The organism is Thauera sedimentorum, assembly GCF_014489115.1.
Taxonomy (GTDB): Bacteria; Pseudomonadota; Gammaproteobacteria; order Burkholderiales; family Rhodocyclaceae; genus Pseudothauera; species Pseudothauera sedimentorum.
Window position 1 is genome coordinate 1,621,697 of the sequence record NZ_JACTAH010000001.1, and the last position, 20,575, is coordinate 1,642,271.

Annotated in this window: 18 protein-coding genes; 7 read left to right on the forward strand and 11 right to left on the reverse strand. The window is 67.8% G+C overall.

From position 1 onward, the window contains the following. Window positions 1–7 precede the first annotated feature (7 nt). The 4 genes from IAI53_RS07365 (at window position 8) to IAI53_RS07380 (ending at window position 4,991) form a co-directional block, all read left to right on the forward strand. Window positions 8–1,426 (forward strand): sigma-54 interaction domain-containing protein, encoded by a 1,419-nt coding sequence (locus tag IAI53_RS07365; RefSeq protein WP_187717464.1) that lies wholly within the window; start codon window positions 8–10, stop codon window positions 1,424–1,426. A gap of 276 nt (window positions 1,427–1,702) precedes the next feature. Next, entirely contained in the window at window positions 1,703–2,185 is a 483-nt protein-coding gene (locus IAI53_RS07370) for an adenine nucleotide alpha hydrolase family protein (RefSeq protein ID WP_187717465.1), read from the forward strand. Between the two features lie 28 nt (window positions 2,186–2,213). Further along, entirely contained in the window at window positions 2,214–4,244 is a 2,031-nt protein-coding gene (locus tag IAI53_RS07375) for an acyl CoA:acetate/3-ketoacid CoA transferase (protein ID WP_187717466.1), read from the forward strand. 234 nt (window positions 4,245–4,478) lie between these two features. Next, entirely contained in the window at window positions 4,479–4,991 is a 513-nt protein-coding gene (locus tag IAI53_RS07380) for a phasin family protein (protein WP_187717467.1), read from the forward strand. 75 nt (window positions 4,992–5,066) lie between these two features. On the opposite strand, the gene moaE is transcribed toward IAI53_RS07380, so the two are convergent. The 7 genes from moaE to IAI53_RS07415 all read right to left on the reverse strand — a co-directional run bounded on the left by moaE (window position 5,067) and on the right by IAI53_RS07415 (window position 12,490). Beyond that, window positions 5,067–5,552, reverse strand: coding sequence for a molybdopterin synthase catalytic subunit MoaE (gene moaE, locus IAI53_RS07385; protein ID WP_187717468.1), 486 nt, complete (start codon window positions 5,550–5,552; stop codon window positions 5,067–5,069). A gap of 3 nt (window positions 5,553–5,555) precedes the next feature. Beyond that, window positions 5,556–5,813 carry a molybdopterin converting factor subunit 1 gene (gene moaD, locus IAI53_RS07390; RefSeq protein ID WP_187717469.1) on the reverse strand — a complete coding sequence of 86 codons (258 nt, stop codon included), beginning with the start codon at window positions 5,811–5,813 and terminating at the stop codon, window positions 5,556–5,558. A 4-nt stretch (window positions 5,814–5,817) separates the two neighbouring features. Further along, window positions 5,818–7,023 carry a molybdopterin molybdotransferase MoeA gene (locus tag IAI53_RS07395; protein ID WP_187717470.1) on the reverse strand — a complete coding sequence of 402 codons (1,206 nt, stop codon included), beginning with the start codon at window positions 7,021–7,023 and terminating at the stop codon, window positions 5,818–5,820. Further along, on the reverse strand, window positions 7,020–7,514 hold the full coding sequence (gene mobB, locus IAI53_RS07400) for a molybdopterin-guanine dinucleotide biosynthesis protein B (protein ID WP_187717471.1): 495 nt from the start codon (window positions 7,512–7,514) through the stop codon (window positions 7,020–7,022). Before mobB ends, IAI53_RS07395 begins: the two co-directional genes overlap by 4 nt. A gap of 290 nt (window positions 7,515–7,804) precedes the next feature. Continuing rightward, window positions 7,805–9,220 (reverse strand): ABC transporter permease, encoded by a 1,416-nt coding sequence (locus IAI53_RS07405; RefSeq protein ID WP_187717472.1) that lies wholly within the window; start codon window positions 9,218–9,220, stop codon window positions 7,805–7,807. 3 nt (window positions 9,221–9,223) lie between these two features. Further along, window positions 9,224–10,201: an ABC transporter permease gene (locus tag IAI53_RS07410; RefSeq protein WP_187717473.1), complete on the reverse strand. Its 978-nt coding sequence runs from the start codon at window positions 10,199–10,201 to the stop codon at window positions 9,224–9,226. A 120-nt stretch (window positions 10,202–10,321) separates the two neighbouring features. Next, window positions 10,322–12,490, reverse strand: a complete 2,169-nt coding sequence (locus IAI53_RS07415) for an ABC transporter substrate-binding protein (protein WP_187717474.1) — start codon at window positions 12,488–12,490, stop codon at window positions 10,322–10,324. A 135-nt stretch (window positions 12,491–12,625) separates the two neighbouring features. Here IAI53_RS07415 and fabI point away from each other — a divergent pair, with 135 nt between their 5' ends. The 3 genes from fabI to IAI53_RS07430 all read left to right on the forward strand — a co-directional run bounded on the left by fabI (window position 12,626) and on the right by IAI53_RS07430 (window position 16,481). Continuing rightward, the gene (fabI, locus tag IAI53_RS07420; protein WP_187717475.1) at window positions 12,626–13,417 is read left to right on the forward strand and encodes an enoyl-ACP reductase FabI; all 792 of its coding nucleotides are present in this window, start codon (window positions 12,626–12,628) and stop codon (window positions 13,415–13,417) included. A 369-nt stretch (window positions 13,418–13,786) separates the two neighbouring features. After that, window positions 13,787–15,118, forward strand: a complete 1,332-nt coding sequence (locus IAI53_RS07425) for a sigma-54 dependent transcriptional regulator (RefSeq protein ID WP_187717476.1) — start codon at window positions 13,787–13,789, stop codon at window positions 15,116–15,118. 58 nt (window positions 15,119–15,176) lie between these two features. Beyond that, entirely contained in the window at window positions 15,177–16,481 is a 1,305-nt protein-coding gene (locus IAI53_RS07430) for an acetate kinase (RefSeq protein WP_187717477.1), read from the forward strand. A 24-nt stretch (window positions 16,482–16,505) separates the two neighbouring features. Here the strand turns inward: IAI53_RS07430 and IAI53_RS07435 are convergent, their stop codons facing one another. The 4 genes from IAI53_RS07435 to IAI53_RS07450 form a co-directional block, all read right to left on the reverse strand. Then, window positions 16,506–17,594: a hypothetical protein gene (locus IAI53_RS07435; protein ID WP_187717478.1), complete on the reverse strand. Its 1,089-nt coding sequence runs from the start codon at window positions 17,592–17,594 to the stop codon at window positions 16,506–16,508. Between the two features lie 23 nt (window positions 17,595–17,617). Further along, entirely contained in the window at window positions 17,618–18,322 is a 705-nt protein-coding gene (locus IAI53_RS07440; protein WP_187717479.1) for a C39 family peptidase, read from the reverse strand. An 11-nt stretch (window positions 18,323–18,333) separates the two neighbouring features. Continuing rightward, on the reverse strand, window positions 18,334–18,696 hold the full coding sequence (locus tag IAI53_RS07445; protein ID WP_225433169.1) for a hypothetical protein: 363 nt from the start codon (window positions 18,694–18,696) through the stop codon (window positions 18,334–18,336). An 84-nt stretch (window positions 18,697–18,780) separates the two neighbouring features. Continuing rightward, window positions 18,781–20,436 carry a hypothetical protein gene (locus IAI53_RS07450; RefSeq protein ID WP_187717481.1) on the reverse strand — a complete coding sequence of 552 codons (1,656 nt, stop codon included), beginning with the start codon at window positions 20,434–20,436 and terminating at the stop codon, window positions 18,781–18,783. Window positions 20,437–20,575: the final 139 nt, after the last annotated feature.

Consider the following 20,575-nt stretch of genomic DNA (forward strand, 5'->3'; position numbering starts at 1 on the left):
GCCCGCGATGCCGCGCAGCGCGCCCTTCGACTACGAGGACATCCGCCGCCGGGCGATGCAGTCGCTGTTCGAGAGCTTCGACAGCCTGTGCGAAGGCACCATCGTGGTGGACGGCGCGGCGCGCATCGTGTGGATCAACGAGCGTTATGCGCAGCGCTTTGGCCTGGCGCACGCCGACGAGGCGATCGGCCGCGAGGTCGAGGAGATCATCCCCAGCTCGCTGATGCGCGAGGTGGTGCGCACCGGCCAGCCCATCCTGCTCGACATCCTGGAGGTGGGCAGCGAGTCCTTCGTCGTCACCCGCATCCCGCTCAAGGACGACAGCGGCCAGGTGATCGGCGCGGTGGGCTTTGCGCTCTACGACCAGCTCCAGCCGCTCAAACCCTTCTACGCGCGCCTGGGCCGCCTGCAGCAGGAACTCGCCCAGACCCGCAAGCGCCTGGCCGAAGAGCGCCGGGCAAAGTACACCTTCTCCAACTTCGTCGGCACCAGCCCGGCGGCAATGGAGATCAAGCGCCAGGCGCGCCGTGCGGCGACGCTGGAGTCGCCGGTGCTGCTGCTGGGCGAAACCGGCACCGGCAAGGAGCTGATCGCCCACGCCATCCACGCCGCCTCGCCGCGCGCCGACCGCCCCTTCATCGGGGTGAACGTCGCCGCCATCCCCGAATCCCTGCTGGAAGCCGAATTCTTCGGCACCACTGCGGGCGCCTACACCGGCGCCGACCGCAAGGGCCGCCTGGGCAAGTTCCAGGCCGCCGACGGCGGCACGCTGTTCCTCGACGAAGTGGGCGACATGCCGCTGCCGCTGCAGGCCAAGCTGCTGCGCGTGCTGCAGGAGCAGGAGGTGGAGCCGCTGGGTTCGGACCGCGTGATCCAGGTGGACGTGCGCATCATCGCCGCCACCAGCGTGGATCTCGCCGCGCGCGTGGCCGACGGGCGTTTCCGCGCCGACCTCTTCTACCGCCTCAACGTGCTGCCGCTCAACCTGCCGCCGCTGCGCGAACGCCTGGCCGACATCGAGGCGCTGTGCGAGCACATCCTCGAGGACATCGCGCGGCGCACCGGCCTGCCGCAGCGCGAGCTGGACGCCGACGCCATCGCGCTGTTCCGCCGCTGCGCCTGGAGCGGCAATATCCGCGAACTGCGCAATGTGCTGGAGCAGGTGTCCATGCTCTCGGACGAAGCACGCCTGTTCGCCGCGGACTTCGCCCACATCCTCACGCCCACCCTGCCGCAGGCGCCTGCGACGCAGCCGACCCGGACGCTGGACGACGCGCTGGCCGAACACGAGCGCGGGCTGATCCTCGACGCGCTCGCCGCCTGTGCCGGCAAAGTGCCGGAGGCCGCATCCCGGCTGGGGATCGGCCGCGCCACGCTGTACAAGAAGATGGCCGCGCACAAGCTGACGTCTCGAAAAAGAGACTAGTCCACACTCGTAGACTTTGCGTCATTGCGCGGCATTGACGACCATTCGGCCGAATCTGTCTCCATATTGAGACAAATCCGCCCACCACCCAATCGAGTCGATCCGATTTTTCCTTTGCTTTCAATACCTTCCTTCTCTGGCACGCGGCCTGCTTTGTAGCTGTCGGCGGACGCAGAGCCGCCCACCGGAACGCGCAGCACGCCAGAACCGCTGCCGAACAGAGGAGGAGACGATGGACCAGCCCCATACCCACCGGGCCGCAGGAGGCGCCGCGCGATGCGCCCGATGATCCTGCCGCTCGACCCGCCGCGGCGTTTCTTCACCCCCGCGCACCGCCGCCCGCACCCCTACGGAATCGGCCGCCGGTTGCAGTATCGCCATGTGTTGCTGGCGACCGACTTCGCCGCCACCACCGACATCTATCACCGCCATCTGCACTGCCTGGCCCGCGCCATCGGCGGCCGTACCAGTCTGCTGCACCTGCCCGCCGACACGCAGGCCGACGACCCCTGCGCCAGCATCCTGCTCGACGGCCTGGTGGCCCGCCTGGGGCTGACCCCGGGCGCCGCATGGATCGCCCGAACGGGCGAGTTGCGCTCTACGCTGGAAGAAGCGGCCATCGGTCACGGCGTGGACCTGGTGATTGCCGGCGCATGGTCGGCCGCCATCGAATGCGGCCCCTGCCGCGAGGTCGCACGCATCGCCCCCATGCTGGGCTGCGACGTGATGACGCTGGATGACGGCCCCGAGTGGCTGTAGCACCCACAAGAACAAACGGAGACAGACCATGACCATCGCCCGCAAGGCCTCCCCCATCCCGCCGGTCAGCCATCCGGTCCTCACCGGCAGCGACCTGCCCCGCCGCAGCAAGGTGGTGAGCGCCGCCGACGCGGTGCGCCTGATCCGTCCCGGCGACACGGTCGCCACCAGCGGCTTCGTCGGCATCGGCTTTGCCGAAGGCATCGCCTGCGCGCTGGAGGAACTGTATCTCGACCCCGCCCCCGGCCACTTCGACCGCCCGCGCGACCTCACCCTGATCTACGCCGCCGGCCAGGGCGACGGCAAGAGCCGCGGGCTGAACCACCTCGGCCACGAAGGCCTGGTGCGCCGCGTGATCGGCGGCCACTGGGGGCTGGTGCCGACGCTGCAGAAGCTCGCCATCGAGGACCGCATCGAGGCCTACAACCTGCCGCAGGGGGTGATCACCCATCTGTTCCGCGACATCGCCGCAGGCAAGCCGGGCACGCTGTCGCGCGTCGGCCTGGGCACCTTCGTGGACCCGCGCCACGGCGGCGGCAAGATCAACGCCCGCACCACCGAGGACCTGGTCAGCCTGATGGAGATCGGCGGCGAGGAATACCTGTTCTACAAGGCCCTGCCGATCAAGGTGGGCATCATCCGCGGCACCACCGCGGACACCGACGGCAATGTGACCATGGAGAAGGAGGCGCTGACCCTCGAGGCGCTGGCCATCGCCATGGCCGCGCACAACTCCGGCGGCATCGTCATCGTGCAGGTGGAGCGCATCGCCGAGCGCGGCAGCCTGAACCCGCGCCAGGTGAAGATCCCCGGCGTGCTGGTGGACTGCGTGGTGGTGGCGGAGAAGCCCGAACACCACATGCAGACCTTCGTCGAGCAGTACAACCCGGCCTTCTCCGGCGAGATCCGCATCCCCTCTTCCTCGCTGGCGCCGATGCCGATGAGCGAGCGCAAGATCATCGCCCGCCGCGCCGCGCTGGAACTGGCCGCCAACAGCGTGGTGAACCTGGGCATCGGCATGCCGGAGGGCGTGGGCTCGGTGGCCGCCGAGGAAAAGGTCATCGACCTGCTGACGCTGACCGCTGAGCCCGGCGTGATCGGCGGCATCCCGGCCTCGGGGCTCAACTTCGGCGCCGCGGTGAACACCGACGCCATCATCGACCAGCCCTACCAGTTCGACTTCTACGACGGCGGCGGGCTGGACGTGGCCTTCCTCGGCCTGGCGCAGGCCGACCGCGAAGGCAACCTCAACGTCAGCCGCTTCGGCCCGCGCCTGGCCGGCGCCGGCGGCTTCATCAACATCAGCCAGAACGCCAAGAAGGTGGTGTTCGTCGGCACCTTTACCGCCGGCGACCTGCAGGTGGCGCTCAAGGACGGCCAGCTCGCCATCGAGCGCGAGGGCGGCACGCGCAAGTTTGTCGAAGCGGTGGAGCATCGCACCTTCAGCGGCGACTATGCGCGCCGCCGCGGCCAGCCGGTGCTCTACATCACCGAGCGCTGCGTGTTCCGCCTGGGCGACGAAGGCCTGGAGCTCACCGAGATCGCCCCCGGCGTCGACCTGGAGCGCGACATCCTCGCCCACATGGATTTCCGCCCCACCATCTCGCCCGCGCTGCGCACCATGGACGAACGCATCTTCCGCGACGAGCCGATGGACCTGCGTACCGCCCTGCTCTCACTGCCGCTGGAGCAGCGCCTGAGCTACGACGCCGCGCACGACCTGTTCTTCGTGAACTTCGAAGGCCTGGCGATCCGCGAGCGCAGCCAGATCGCCCGCATCGAGGCCTTGATCGACAGCCGCCTGGCCCCGCTCGGCCACCGCGTGCCGGCCATCGTCAACTACGACAATTTCTCCATCACCCCGGAGTTGCTGGAGCCCTATGTGGATATGGTGCGCGGCGTGGTCGAACGCTACTACTCGCGCGTCACCCGCTACACCACCAGCACCTTCCTGCGCGCGCGCCTGGGCGACGCTCTGGCGCACCGCGAACTCGCACCGCATATTTTCGCGGACCCGGCCAGCGCGCTGGCCCATCTGGATGCACTGCAGGAGAGCTGAGCCGCCCACCGTTACAAACAATTGCACTGCGGCGGAATCCTAGTCGCCGCAGTGCAGCATTTCACGGCACCGGCACGCAAATCGGTTCGGTCGACAACAGCAGCGCATTTCGGTGTGCTATGTTTGTCAGCGAGGCCGAGGGAGCGGCATTCATATGCCGACCGGCGTCATCGCTGTCCGAACATGGCGCATCCGCGCCTTCATCGACACCAACGCGCGCGTGGAGAAGAAGATATGGCTACCAAGCAAGACCAGATGAACGAACTGCAGAAGAAGAACCTCGAAGCGGCGATGCGCCTGGCGCAGATGTCCATCGAGAATTCCCAGCGCATCATGGAGCTGCAGGTTTCGACCGCCAAGACCCTGTTCGAGGACGGCGTGAAGAATGCCAAGGCCATGACTGCGGTGAAGGACCCGAAGGAGCTGATGGACCTGCGCACCCAGTTCGCCCAGGCCACCACCGAGAAGATGCTCTCCTGCGCCCGCGAGATCGCCGAGATCACCGCCCGCACCCAGAACGAAGTCGGCAAGCTGGTCGGCGAGCAACTGTCCACCGGCAGCAACGACATGTTCGACGCCATGCAGAAGCTGTTCAAGGGCATGCCGATCACCGACCAGAACGCCATGACCGCCATCCAGACCGCGATGGACACCACCCGCAGCGCCTTCGAGCAGATGACCCGTGCATCGGCCGAAGCCTTCCAGGCCTTCAGCAACATGACCCAGCCGCCGAAGGGCCGCCGCTGAGCACCTTCCGCCGCAAATGAACAAGGGCGCCGCTGGCGCCCTTGTGCGTTCACACCCGCTGAAACCGGCGGATGCTTAGCGCCGCTGGTCGATCGCGTCCCAGGATTCCTCGTCGCCCCAGCGCGCCGCGGCCTCGTCGTCGCTCTCGCGCGCATCGACCCAGTGCGCCCCTTCCGGCGTTTCCTCGCGCTTCCAGAACGGCGCGCGGGTCTTGAGGTAGTCCATGATGAACTCGCAGGCCGCGAAGGCGTCGCCGCGGTGCGCGCTGGCGACGCCGACGAAGACGATGCGGTCGCAGGGCAGCAGACGGCCGTAGCGATGGATGACCCGCACGCCCAGCAGCCGCCAGCGCTGACCGGCCTGGGCGACGATCTCGGCGAGCGAGGCTTCGGTCATGCCCGGGTAGTGCTCCAGGGTCATCGCCTGGACCGCTTTGCCGTACCCGCTGTCGCGCACCAGGCCGACGAAGCTCGCCACCGCCCCCACCTCCGGACGCCCGGCGGACAGCGCGGCGATCTCCGCACCGACGTCGAAATCCGCTTCCTGAACGCTCACCGACATGGTTCAGCCCCCGGTCACCGGCGGAAAGAAGGCGATCTCGTCGCCCGCCGCCAGCGGCGCGTCGCCACCGGCCATGCGCTGGTTCACCGCAGCCCGCACGTTGCGGCCGGCGGCCAGCGCGACCCAGCCCTCGCCACGCGCGGCCAGGTGTTCGCGCAGCGCACCCACCGTGTTCACGCCTTCGGGCAGGGGCAGGCTTTCGCTGGCGCGGCCGACCGCTTCGCGCAGGCTGGCGAAATAGAGGATGTTCAGTTCTTTCATGGCTTCAGGATAGCAAGTCGCCGAAGGGCAGGAAGCGCACCAGGTCGCCGCGTGCCACGGTCTGTTCCGGGGCAATGTCCACCAGGCCGTTGGCCCAGGCGGTCGACTGCAGCGCGGCCGCGCCCTGGTTGCCGAACAATTCCACGGTACCGGCTTCGGTCATGCGCGCGCGCAGGAACTCGCGGCGGCGGTCCGGACGGGTCCAGTCGAAGTCCGCACGCAGGCTCACGCTCTGTGGCGCCACCTCTGTGACCCCCTGGGAGGCGAGGATGAAGGGCCGCACCATCATCAGGAAGGTGACGAAGCTCGACACCGGGTTGCCCGGCAGGCCGATGAAGGCCGCGCCGTGCACCCGCCCGTAGGCCAGCGGCTTGCCCGGCTTCATGGCGATCTTCCACATCACCAGGCTGCCCTCGGCCTCCACCGCCGGCTTGACGTGGTCTTCCTCACCCACCGACACGCCGCCGCTGGTGAGGATCAGGTCGTGGCCCTCGGCCGCATCGCGCAAGGTCTTGCGGGTGGCCTCCAGGTTGTCCGGGACGATGCCCAGGTCGACGAACTCGCAGCCCAGCCCGGTGAGCAGCGCACGCAGCAGGTAGCGGTTGGAGTTGTAGATGCCGCCCGGCGGCAGCGGCTCGCCCGGCATTACCAGTTCGCTGCCGGTGGAGAAAACCGCCACCCGCAGGCGGCGGTACACCGGCAGCTGCGCCAGGCCGACCGAGGCGGCCAGGGCAATTTCCTGCGGACGCAGGCGGATGCCGGCGGGCAGCACCTGCTGGCCGCGGGCGATGTCCTCGCCGGCACGGCGGATCGCGTCGCCGACGCGCGGCTGGTGGTTGATGACCACCGATTCGCCGCGATGCTCGCACAGCTCCTGCATCACCACCGTGTCGGCGCCCGGCGGCACCGGCGCGCCGGTGAAGATGCGCGCCGCGGTGCCCGGAGCCAGCTCGTGCCCCACGCTGCCCGCCGGGATGCGCTGCGACACCGGCAGGCAGGCACCCGGTGCGGGCACATCCGCCGCACGCAGGGCGTAGCCATCCATCGCGGAGTTGTCCATCGGCGGCAGGGCGATGGTGGAGTGCTGCGAACTGGCCAGCACGCGGCCGGCGGCAGTCAGGGTATCGACCTGATCCACCTCGCGGACCGGGCGAACCTCGGCCAGCAGCCTTTCCAGGGCTTCGTCGAAGGACAGGAGCTTGTCGTTCATGCGCTCTCCAGATGCTTGAGGATGAAATCGGCCACCACGGCCGGTTCGTTGAGCGGCAGCAGCGGTAGCGGGCAGTCCAGCACCGCGTCGCTCGCCACCGCCACCACGTGTTCGTTCTCCGGCCACAGCGGCGGCTTGCCGTGCGCCGGGCGGTGGATCTCGATCTTGGGCACCGCCGCGGCCTTGTAGCCTTCGATCAGCACCAGGTCGGTGGGTTCGAGCACGCGCAACTGCTCTTCCAGCGTCGGTTCGGGGGCGCCGCGCAGCTCGTGCATCAGCACCCAGCGGTCGTTGGACAGCATCAGCACCTGGGTGGCACCGGCCTCGCGGTGGCGCCAGGAGTCCTTGCCCGGCTTGTCGAGGTCGAAACCGTGGTGGGCGTGCTTGATCACCGACACGGTCAGGCCGCGGCCGGTGAACTCCGGGATCAGTTTCTCCACCAGGGTGGTCTTGCCGGAGCCGGACCAGCCGGCGATGCCGAACACTTTCATTGCGGGTTGCCGTGCGATGCCAAGGAGAGCCGGAGAATACTACAGGCGGGCAGAGACCGGACTTGACCGCAGTCAGGCGCTGCGGATGCCCCGTAGGAGCGGCCTTGGCCGCGATGCAGCCTGCGGGGAACCACCGCCGCAATCGCGGCCAAGGCCGCTCCTACCTGCAAAGAACCGGCTGCGGCGATCGACCTGACGGTAGGAGCGGGCTTGCCCGCGATGCGGCCGTTGTGAAACCACCGCCGCAATCGCGGCCAAGGCCGCTCCTACACGGGCCGTCGCCGATGCCCTCACCCGCGGCGCGGATCGAAGGCGTCGCGCACCACGTCGGCGAACAGGTTGGCCGCCAGCACCAGCACGAACATGAAGCAGAAGGCGGCGAGCAGCGACCACCATACCATCGGCTCGCGGGCCAGTTCGGCGCGCGCCATGTTGATCATGGTGCCGAAGCTGATCATCGTCGGATCGACGCCGATGCCGATGTAGGACAGCACCGCCTCGGCCAGCACCAGCCCGGAGAAGTCCATCACCAGCGCGATCAGCACGATGTGCATGACGTTGGGCAGCACGTGGCGGCGCAGGATGGCCGGGGTGCGCACCCCGAAGGCACGCGCCGCCTGCACGTATTCCAGCTCGCGCAGTTTGAGCGTTTCGCCGCGCAGCAGTCGGCACAGGCCGGTCCAGCTGGTGATGCCGAGGATCAGGCACAGCGCCAGCAGGCGCGCATCCGCCCGCTCGGCGGCGGTGGCGAACCATTGCGGATGGGTGTCGATGACCACCTGCATCATCAGCACCGCGGCGGCGATCAGCAGCACGCCCGGGATGGCGTTGAGCACGGTGTACAGGTACTGGATGACATCGTCCACCCAGCCGCCCAGGTAGCCGGCCATGACGCCCAGGGCCACCGCGAAGGGCAGCATAACCAGGGTGGTCAGGGTGCCGATCACCAGCGCGGTGCGCACGCTCTTGAGCGCCAGGTAGAGCACGTCCTGGCCCACCTTGTCGGTACCGAAAACGTGGTAGACCGGCGCGAGCGCGGCGACGATGCCCCCGAGCACGAGGATCGCGCCCAAAGTGGCCAGCGCCGCCCGCCAGGCAAGTACGGTGTCGCCACGCACCAGCTTGCCGAGCGCGACGCCCGGCGACAGCTTCGCGCTGCGCGATACGCCCACGGCGACCAGCATCACCGGCAGCAGCCACAGCAGCGCGCCGCCCACCGCGCCGACTGCCGCACGCGCGGCGACGTCACCGGCTCGTTCGGCCTCCGGGTCGGCAAGGTGCGCCGCGCCCCAGACAAGCCGCGGATGAATGCGCGCCTGCCCGCCTTCAGGCAGCTCTACCGTCTCGCGCACGTAAAGGGTATCGGCGAAAGGCGCGGAATAGGTCTTCTCGGTGCGGGTGCGCAGCGGCTCGAGCAACACGTCGAGCGCCGACAACACCTCGGAGGAATAGACCGCCGGCGCATCCGCCGCAGCGCCTTCCACCGCCGGCAACTGCGGACGGTAATGCAGGCTGTCGACGACGCCGACCAGCAGGAAGGCCAGCAGCACGGTGGCCGCGGCCATGCCGGTGGGCCTGCGGCCGACCTTGCGCCAGGCAGCCCGCAGTGGCTCGCTGGCGCGCACATGCAGCACCGTGGCCACGCCGACCAGCAGCAGGGCGAAGAACAGCAGGTCGGTCCACAGCAGGACGGGCTGGAAGTCCATGCGCTACTCCAGCCGTACCCTGGGGTCGACCAGGGTGTAGGACAGGTCGGTGAGGATCAGGCCGACGATGTAGAGCACCGAGCCGATGAACACCATGGCGCGTACCACCGCGAAATCCTGCGCGTTGATCGCGTCGATGGTGTAGCTGCCCAGGCCGGGCACGCCAAAGAAGGACTCCACCAGCAGGCTGCCCATGAACAGCAGCGGAATCACCACCACCACCCCGGTGAGGATGGGGATCATGGCGTTCTTGAGCACGTGGCGGAACAGCACCGCGAGTTCCGACAGGCCCTTGGCGCGCGCGGTGCGCACGTAGTCGCGCGAGATCTCCTCGAGGAAGATGGTGCGGTACCAGCGCACGCTGGAACCCACCCCGGCGAGCACGCTGATCAGCACCGGCAGCACCAGAAAGCGCGCCGCGTCCAGGCCCGGGGCGTAGCCCGAGATGGGGACCAGCGCCCACGCCTTGGACACCAGCCACTGCCCGCCGATGATGTAGAACAGGCTGGAGATCGACATCATCGCCACGCAGATCACCACCCCCCAGAAGTCCAGATAGGTGGCACGGAAGAACACCAGCAGCAGCGCGAAGGAAACGGCGACGAACAGCCCGAGCAGGAAGGTGGGCAGCGCGATCGCCAGCGACGGCCCCATGCGGTCGCGGATCTCGCGGCCGATGTCGCGCCCGTCGTCGGCGCTACCGAAATCGAAGGCGAACATGCGCAGCGACTTGTCGAAGAAGATGGTCTCGGTGAGCCGCCCTGCCCCATCCGCGTCGGCGTTCCAGAAGGTGGGCTTGTCGTAGCCGCGCTCGGCCTTCCAGCGCTCGATACCCTCCTCGGTCGCATGGCGTGCGCCCAGGTGCATGCGTGCCATGTCGTCGGGCGAGTTGACCACGAAGAAGAGCAGGAAGGTAAGCAGGTTCACGCCGATCAGGATGGGCACGGCGTAGACCAGGCGGCGGATGACGTAGGCGAACATCTCAGCCCCCGCCCGGCCGTTCCGGCCACCTGTAGGAGCGGCCTTGGCCGCGATGCAGCGCGTGGCAGGAGCACAGGACGTAATCGCGGCCAAGGCCGCTCCTACGGCACATGGTGAGTCTCATCGCGCTCCCCCCGCAGCCGTCGCGCGCTCGTGCCGGCGCCAATGCACCACCGCAGGCGCCACCATCGCCGCGAGCAGCAGCGCCACCACCGCGAGCGGCCACAGCACCGGGCGGTTCCACGCCGCGCGCGCGGCCTCGCGCGCGGCCACGTCCACGCGCTGGTACTTGAGCGTGCCGCGCACGATGTTGCCCGGCTTGCGGTTATGCACCCAGCCGTGCTGCAGCGAGTAGGACTTGGGGTGGAAGCCGAAGATCCACGGCGCGTCGTGCTGCAGGATGGCCACCATGCGGTCGATGATGGCCTGCCGGGCCGGACCGTCGGGCATGGCCTTCATACGCTCGAACAGACGGTCGTACTCGGCGTTCTGGTAGTTGGCGGCATTCTGCCCGGTGTGCTTGACCTTGCCCTGCGCGCCGTGCAGCAGGAAGAGCAGGTTCTCCGGGTCCGGGTAGTCCGCGTTCCAGCCCATGAAGAAGAGCTGCAGGTTGCCGGTGCGCATCTTTTCCTGGAAGCGGTTCCAGTCGGTGGCACGCACCACGAACTGCACGCCGAGGTCGCGGAACTGCTTGCTCAGCCAGTCCGAGCGCGCCTTGTCGCCCAGCCCGCCCGGGGTGGTGTCGAGGTTGATGATCAGCGCCTCGCCGGTCTGGGGATTACGTCCGTTGGGCCAGCCGGCCTCGGCCAGCAGGCGGCGGGCGACCTCCTTGCTGCGGCGCTGCGGGGCACCGTTGCGCCATTCGTAGACCACCGGGTTGATGCCCGCCTCGCCCTCGCGCGCGCCGAAGATACCCGGCGGGATCGGGTGCATGGCCGGCACCCCGCGGCCGTTGATGAAGATGGAGACGAACTCTTCCATGTCGAGCGCGATCGAGATCGCCTGGCGCAGCTTGCGCGCACGCTCGGCGCCGGCCGGCGTGCCGTCGCCGCCGACCAGCGGGTCGAGCATGTTGAAGCCGAGATAGAAGATCGACGGCGACACCGAGGTGATCAGCTCGATGCCGCGTGCGCTCATCTCGTCCGAGAGCGTGACCTCGCCCTGGCTGGTCAGGCTCACCGCCTGGTCGAAGTTGTCCGAGGACACCCCGGAGGCGTCGTAGTAGCCCTGCAGGAACTTGTTCCAGTAAGGGATGCCTTCGCGCTCGCGGGTGAATACCACGCGGTCGATGAAGGGCAGCGGCTTGCCGCAGTCGGCCAGCAGGCCGGCGGCCGCGTCGCCCGGTTCGCCCTCGCAGGGGTAGGTGTCGCCGCGGTAGTTGGGGTTGCGGGCGAGCACCATGCGCGCGTTCGGGTTGTTCTCCGCCAGCATGTAAGGGCCGGTGCCCACCGGCCACCAGTCCAGCGTCAGGTTACGCTCGGCCATGCCCGGCTGGCCGAAGAAACGGTCGGCTTCCGGCGGCACCGGGGAGAAGAAGGGCATGGTGAGCCAGTAGATGAACTGCGGGTAGCTGCCCTGCAGGGTGATGCGGTAGGTGTGCTCATCGACCACCTCCACGCCGGGCAGCTCGAAGCGGGTAAGGTCCAGCCAGCCGGGCTCGTCGCGCGCGGCCTCGGCCAGCTGCGCCTGCAGGGTCTTGAGCCCCGGCAGGTACTGCGCCATCAGCTCGAAGATCGGCGAATGCAGGCGCGGATGGGCGAGGCGCTTGATCTGGTGCACGAAATCCGCCGCCACCAGTTCGCGGGTGCCGGTTTCGGCAAAGTCCCCTACACCGCGCACCCCGTCCAGCTCGCCGGGCGCCAGATCGAGATAGCGCGGCGAGCCGTCGGGCCGTCGCGCGAAGGCCGGATGAGGCTGGTAGAGGATGCCCGGCAATACGCGGATCTCGTAGACGCTGGTGGCGACCCGGGCGGGGTCGGCGTCTTCCGGCAGCAGCCGGCCGGCAGCATCGAAACGGCGCAGCACCGGCATCTGCGCGGAACCCTCGCGCAGCTCGTAGGGACGTTTCAGGTAGTGGTACTCGAGCGGCGGCTCGACGATCTGGTACAGGAATACAGCCTCGTCCTCGCTGTAGGACTGCACCGGATCGAGATGCTTGGGACGCTGGGTGAAGGCGGAATACAGCACGTTCTGCCCGCGTTCGGCCGCCGGATAGGGATCGTTCCACGCCCCGCCGCAAGCGGACAGGAGCACGGCACAGAACAGGAGCGGACCGGCACGGCGGAACATGGCGCGATTCTAGCCCGCATTTGCCGCGCCGCGACCCAGCTTGCCCCGAGCGTGGAACTTGTCCGCAGCACGACCATTTCCATACTCGCGCATCGGCTATAATCCGCCGCTTGAACCAATGGAGAACATCGAACAATGGGCTTTCTAGCTGGCAAACGCATCCTGATCACCGGGCTGCTGAGCAATCGCTCGATTGCTTACGGCATTGCCAAGGCCATGCACCGCGAAGGCGCAGAGCTGGCCTTCACGTACCAGAACGAGCGCTTCGAGGAACGCGTGGCCAAGATGGCCGCCGACTTCGGCAGCAATCTCGTGCTGCCGTGCGACGTGCAGGATGACGCGCAGATCACCGCACTGTTCGAACGGCTGGGCGAAACCTGGGACGGCCTGGACGGCCTGGTCCACTCCATCGCCTATGCGCCCACCGACGCGCTGGAAGGCGATTTTCTCGACGGCTTCTCGCGCGAGGCCTTCCGCGTTTCGCAGGAAGTGTCGGCCTACAGCTTCCCGGCGCTGGCCAAGGCCGCACGGCCGATGATGAAGGGCCGCAACGGCGCCCTGCTCACCCTGTCCTACCTGGGCGCGGTGCGCACCATGCCCAACTACAACATCATGGGCCTGGCCAAGGCCAGCCTGGAAGCCTCGGTGCGCTACCTGGCGGTCTGCCTCGGACCGGAAGGCATCCGCGCGAACGCGATCTCCGCCGGCCCGATCAAGACCCTGGCCGCCTCGGGCATCGGCAGCTTCGGCAAACTGCTGTCCTTCAACGAGCGCAACGCCCCGCTGCGCCGCAACGTCACCATCGAGGAAGTCGGCAACGCCGCAGCCTTCATGTGCTCGGATCTGGCGAGCGGCATCACCGGCGAAGTCATGTACGTGGACGGCGGTTTCAATACCACCGCGCTGGGGAACCCGGACCAGGGCTGATCCCCGGTCCTCCGCCCCGCCTCGAGACGCCCGGCCCCGCGCCGGGCGTTGTCCTTTCTGCGGCCGTGAATTTGTCACGGTATTACGGCGAACTGCCGAAAGGCAGTATCCAAAATACCTCCCCCCGGGTATGCGAATCCCCATGGCGGCAACCTAGGATTGAACACGAAGAGTCCGATGACCCGGGCGCATTTCGCGCCTTGCGGAATCCTCGGACCTGCCGTCAGCGCTTGAATTCCCGCCCCTCGGCACGGGCGGGAGCGCCTGCGGTGCAGTCCAGTTGAGTATTCCGGCGAGGCAAAGCAGGAGAAGAACGACGGCCACGGGCCGTCCCGTCCCGTGGGCGGTAAGGCAATAAGGGGCTTGCCAATGTCGAAGCGCAAGGGTTTGCTGCTTGACCAGCAGGGCACGATAAGTGCCGCTGTGCAGAGACTAGGGTTCACCGATTGGGATTTCCTCACACTCGACAATCTCGATGCCGCGCGCAAGGCGCTCTCCGGGCGCCCGCCGCTGGTCGGACTGGTGGTTTTCGACTCTGCACGCAGCTGGCCGGCACGCCAGCTGGAATCCCTGATCTCGCGCCACCAGATCGAGTGGATCGCGATCCTCGAACGTTCGCTGATGCAGGACGGCGATCTGGCACCGCTGGTCGCGCGCAGCTTCCACGATTTCCACACCCTGCCGCTTGACCGCGAACGCCTGCGCATGACCCTCGGGCATGCGCACGGCAAGGCGGTGATCTCGCGTGCCGCGGCGGAGTTCCCGCAACACCCCGGCCGCTTCGGCATGACCGGCAGCAGCGACAGGATGCAGGCACTCTTCCGGCAGATCGAGCGTATCTCCACGGTGGATGCACCGGTGCTGATCGGTGGCGAGTCCGGCAGCGGCAAGGAACTGGTCGCGCGCGCCATCCATTCGCATTCGGATCGCAAGAACGGCCCCTTCATTGCCATGAACTGCGGCGCGATCCCGCCCAACCTGATCCAGTCCGAGCTCTTCGGCCACGAGCGCGGCGCCTTCAGCGGCGCCCACCAGCGCAAGATCGGCAACATCGAGGCGGCCAACGACGGCGTGCTCTTCCTCGACGAGATCGGCGACCTGCCACTGGATCTGCAGGCCAACTTCCTGCGCTTCCTGCAGGAGCACACCATCGTGCGGGTAGGCTCGACCGAACGCGTGCGGGTCAACGTGCGCATCCTCGCGGCGACCCATGTCGACCTGCATCGTGCGGTGGGCGAAGGCCGCTTCCGCGAAGACCTCTTCTACCGGCTCAACGTGGTCCATCTCAAGGTGCCGGCGCTGCGCGAACGCAGCGACGACATCACCCTGCTCGCCGATACGATCTTCAACGACAACATCCACCAGAAGGCACCGCAGGTGCGGGGCTTCAGTTCGGAAGCGCTGCGCGCCATGCAGGAATACCCCTGGCCGGGCAACGTGCGCGAGCTGATCAACCGCATCCAGCACGCGATGATCATGAGCGAAAACCGCCTGATCACCTCGGCCGACCTGGGCCTGCCACAGGCACAGCAGGAACCCGACACCCCCACGCTGGACGAGGCGCGGGCCTCGGTGGAGAAGGAGATCATCGTCAGCAACCTGCGCAAGTACCGCAACAACGTCTCCGAAGTCGCCCGCCAGCTGGGCGTCTCGCGCGTCACCCTGTACCGCATGATCGACCGCCTCAACATCGTTCTCTAGGGCCACGCCCGGCCCCTGCGCCGGCCGCCCCGTTCTAACAACAAGGGGAGAAACGAACATGACGAAGCCGGCACACAGCAACATCAACCATCTCGGCGGGGGGCTCGCGGGCGTCGCCCTGCTCGTTTGCGGCACTGCCGCCCTGGCGGCCGACAGCGACCCGGCCGCCGAATCTCCCGGCCTGCAGCGCCAGCTCGACGAACAGGCCGAGCAGATCCGTCTGCTCAGGGAGAACCTGCTGCGCCAGAGTCTGGCCATTACCGAACTGCGGCGCATGGTACAGATCGACCGGATCTCCGGCCGCGGCAGCGCGCCGGGCGATGCGGCGCGCGCCGCCCGCTACGACCTGGTCGCCCAGGCCTCGCCCGAGCAGCAGCAACCGGTCGGCCAGGCGCCCGAGCGCCGCGATGAGCGTCCGCCGGAAGTGGCGCCGATCTTCGAGCAACCCGGCGTGCTCACCCCGCCGGGCACCTGGATCCTGGAACCATCCTTCCAGTACAGCTATTCGTCCAGCAACCGCATCGCGCTGGTCGGGTACACGGTGATCCCGGCCATCCTCATCGGCCTGATCGACGTGCGCGAGGTCAAGAGCAATTCCTTTGTCGCCGCGCTGACCGTGCGTCGCGGCATCACCAATCGCTTCGAGCTGGAGGCGAAGGTGCCGTACGTCTATCGCACCGACACCAGCGTGAGCCGGGAAATCGCCGACGGGTCGGCGGTGGACCGGGTGTTCGACTCCGACGGCAAGGGCCTCGGCGACATCGAGATCACCGGCCGCTACCAGCTCAACGACGGCGGTTTCGACAAGCCCTACTACATCGCCTCGCTGCGGCTGAAAACGCGCACCGGCAAGGACCCGTTCGAGGTCGAGACCAACCGCACCCTGCCGGGCGGGCGCGGCACCGGGCTGATGACCGAACAGCCGACCGGGTCCGGCTTCTACACCCTGACGCCGGGCCTGACCGTGCTGCTGCCTTCGGACCCGGTGGTGTTCTTCGGCGGCATCAGCTACCAGTACAGCTTCAAGCGCTCCAACGTGTCGCGCAAGACCGACTCCGAGGAGGGTTCCGAGTTTCTCGGCGACGTCCAGCCCGGTGGCGCCTTCGGCTTCAACTTCGGCATGGGGCTGGCGCTCAACGAGCGCTCCTCGTTCAGCATCGGCTACGACCACCTGTCGGTGGGCAAGGTGAAGATCAACGGCAGCACCGCACCGACTTCGGTGCGGGTGCAACTCGGCACCCTGCTCCTCGGCTACTCCTACCGGATGCGCGACGGCCAGACCCTGAACCTGTCGCTCGGCGCGGGGCTGACCCGCGACACGCCGGACCTGCAACTCACCCTGCGGATGCCGCTGACGCTCTGAACTGGCGACGTGGTACGCCTGCGCTCAGCGCAGGCGCATTACGTCGCGCATCGATTCGCCCAGGCGCTGGGCGCGCAGCAGTTCCATGCTGTTGACGGTGACGTCTATCGTGGTGACGGTGCGGATCTGCTGGTTGTCCAGCGAGTTCTGGATCACCGTAGCCAGCGCCGAAGTGGACAAGGCGTTGCCCACCAGGGTGTTGTTGGGGCCGTTCTGGATCACCGCCAGCGTGCTGCCCAGGGCAGGCAGGGCGGCCGCATCGATGCTGCCGCCGGTGAGCTTGCCCAGGTCCGCCACGGTAAGCCGGGTGGCGTTGGCCAGTTCGCCGTTGATATACACCAGCCGCTCCAGGCCGAAGCTGAGCTTCAAGCCTCCCGGCATCTCGAAGCCGCCGCGCATCTCGTCCAGGGCATGCTCGTCGACCGCCTTGAGCGCCACCCCCGCCACCTGCACCGGCTCGCCGCCACCGGCCTGCATCCCCGCCCAGGGGTCGCCCACCGGCCGTTCGGCGTGATCGACCGACAGGTCGCCATACCAGTAGGACACCGCATCCGCCCCTTCAATCTCGTCCGTCGGCCCCGGCCAGGTCTCGCGCGCGTGCTGCGCCATCCGCTCCACGTAGGCGGCCAGTTCCGCGTCCCGCGCGAGAACCGGATGCACCTGCAGGCGGTGCTCTGCATTGTCCGCAGAGGCCACGGCCGTCGCAGCCGGGGCCAGATCGGCCCACTCGCGTTCGACCACTTCGGCGGGCGGACCCTCGCGCCCGGAGAGCTCGGACCAGCTCCGCTCCACCACCTGTGCCGGCGGGTCGCTCCGCCCGGCAAACTCCGACCAGCTGCGCTCGACCACCTCGACTGCGCGCACGGTGAAATCCGACCAGCTCAACTCCACGACCGGCGTGCCGCCATCATTCGCCAGCACCTCACCACGCGGCACGTCGCAGCCGTGGCTGCTCATGTCCAGCGGCCAGTCGGCAATGGCCAGCAACTCGGCCGGCGGCGACTGCTCGCACAGGGCAGGGTTGAACGGCGGCGTGGCGACATCGCCCCGCGACACGCCGAGACCTGCCAGCGAGAGCGCGATCAATCCGGCCAGTGAGCTGTATCGGGGCATGATCGGTTCGTCCTGTGCGCGCGTCAGAAATCCATCGGGCCACGGCGGAACAGCAGCACGTCGGCCAGTCCGCCGCCACGTCCTGCGTTGCTCCCGATCGGCGCGCGGGGACGGATGGCCCAGTCCTCCTCGCGGTTGAACTGGGCGAGCTCCACTCTGCCCATGACCACCAGCAGGATGCCGTTGGTCCAGAACCTGCCGAAGTCCTCCCTCGACAGCACGCGCGTGCCGACGGCCGGATCGCCGAGCACCACGGTGTCCTCGCGTACGCCCTTGATGACGACGAAGTGCGAGTAGCCGTTCTCGTTGATCAGCGCGATGGCCGGCACGTTCGCCTGCACCAGTTGATCCAGCCCGGCCTCGACACCGGCGGCCGGGAAGCCCATGTTGTCCAGGTACTGCTTCATGTCCAGCATGGAGAAGCCCTCCTGGCGGATCTTCGCCTGGTTGCCACGCTCGAACATGTGCTGAAAGACCTGCTCTTCGCCGACCTTGAAGCCGTAGTGATGGGTCAGCAAGGTGGCCACCGCCGCGGAGCCGCAACTGAAGTCGTACTGCTGGTGCATGGTATGCACGTAGCGCGCGCCCTTCATGGTGGTCACCGGCACCGCATACGCCACGCCTGCCGGCGAGAGGAGCTGGGGCGATTCGGCGTGAACCGCCCCGCCCGACAGAACGAACACCACACAGCCGGCGATCGCGGAACAGGTGCGCTGGATCGCTCTCATGGCCGCTTTCCTCAGTTCAACTCGACATTGAGGATCACCGCGTTCTGGATCAGCACGCCATTGCCGGTGTTCTGGATAAGCATCGGCATGCCGGCGGTGTTGCCGAACGACCCGTCCGACACGATGTTGTGCCCGGTCACCAGATCCGAGGCGCTGACCTCGCTCACCGTGCCGGAAGCAATGATCTTGCTCAGTGTGCTGTCGGCACCGCCGCGCAGGCCGTCCAGCCTGGCATCGTCGATTGCGGCCTGGGCGGCAAACACACCGGTCGTACTGCCCACTACCTTGTCCGCCTGCACGAACTCGTCCGTCTCGGCCCACGCAGGCACGCTGTGCACCACCAGCCCGCTTATCGCAACGGCCAGCGTCAGCATCGGAATAATCCCTTTCATGGCGCCACTCCCGCGCTGGTTGCACCGCACGCCGGGGGGCGGATGCCCCCCGGTTCGAGCTACGGCTTACCTGACGTTCAGGTTCGCCTGCACGTTGGCGCTTTGCTGGACCAGCGAACCGATGCCGGTGTTCTGGGCATTGATGATGATGCCCGCACCGTTGGTGAAGCTGCCGCTGATGGTGTTGGACATGTTGAAATGCCCCGCATCCACCGTGACGGTTCCGCCTGCACCACCGGCACCGCCGGTACCGCCCTGGCCCGCACCACCGGTTGCGTTGCCGGCGGTGTTGGTACCACCATCACCACCGTTGCCCGCGGTGTTGCCGCCACCACCCGCGCCGCCGGCGCCACCGGCACCGCCGGTCGCGTTGCCGTTGGTCGCGTCGCCGGTGGTCGCAGAGCCGCCTGCACCGCCGTCACCGGCGTTGTTGGTCGCCGCACCGCCGTCGCCAGCGCTCGCAGTGGCCATGCCGCCAGTCGAGTTGGCATCGCCGGTGGTGGCTGCGCCGCCGTTGGCGGTGCCGGCTCCGCCGGTACCCGTACCTGCGCCAGCCGTCGAGTTGGCGCCGCCGGAGGTGGCCGCACCACCGGTCGCAGTGCCCGCGCCACTGGTCGCGGTGGCGGCCTGGGTGTTGCTGCCGCTGGTGGCACTGGCCGCACCGGAAGTGCCGCCGGTCACCGTACCGGCGTCGCCATTGCCGGCCGCACCAGCGGTCGCCGTTCCGGTGTTGGAACCTGCGGTTGCAGTAGCAGCACCGCCACTCGACTCAGGGTCGTCGCAGCAGGCATTGCTAGTAGCGTTCCCCCCCATGGCTGCAGCACCGGCCATACCGCCATCCCCGCCACTACCATCGGATTTCGCTCCGCCAGCCTTGCTAGCGGCGTCAACGGAACCGCTCGTAGCCTTGTCCGATGCGTATGCACTCCCGCCATCTGCGCCTGCTTTGCCGCCGGAGGCATAGTCTTTCGAGAAGGCGTCACCGCCGGAACCCTTGGCGTTGCCGCCGTCCGCCCCGGCCTTGCCACCATCCGCGTAGTTCTTCGAGTAGGCATCGCCGGCATAGGCTTTCGCATCGCCACCATCGGCACCCTTGGCCTTGCTGGCGTTGCCACCATCACCGCCGTTGGCGCCCTTGGCCTTGCCGGTCGTCGCGTCGCCGACCTTGGCCCAGCCGCCGTCATCACCATCACCGCCATTGCCACCATGAGCGTGACCACCGTCACCACCGGAGCCGCTGGCATCGCCACCATAAGCGTTACCGCCGTCGCCGCCATAGGCCTTGCCGCCGTCGCCGCCGTTGGCATCCCCCTTGTTGAACGCGCTGTTGCCCAGGCCGTGGACATAGATCTTGGTCACCATGCCTTCGAGCTTGGACAGCGCCACCACCGAGGTCTTGTTGAAGGCATCGGTCACGCTGCTCGACGCGGTCGCACCGTTGTTCGCCGCGGCCGAGCCCAGCGCCCAGGCGGCGGCCTCGCCATTGTTGTCGCGGTTGTCGCCCGCGCTGCTGTTGTTGCCTTGGTCGGAGTTGTTGTTCTGGTTGATGGTGGAGTACTCGTTGGCCTGCGGACTGCCGTCTCCACTCATGGTGTTTTCCGCGGTCGCCGTCTGGTTGTTGGTATCAACCACCTCGAGCACGGTATTGGTGGGGTTCGCCAACGCCTGGCCGGACAGGCCGAACGCGAGCGCCACCGCACTGGAAATCAAGGTCCGTTTCATCTCTCGTTCCCCTTCAGATCCTGGGACGGACACCACGCCCCTCCCGGTCCCGCTTTACCGCAAGCACCATGCCAAACCGGAAAAGTGGATATAAGTATCTGTTTTTTCGTCACTTCTTTGAATTCAGCAATGTAAGGCG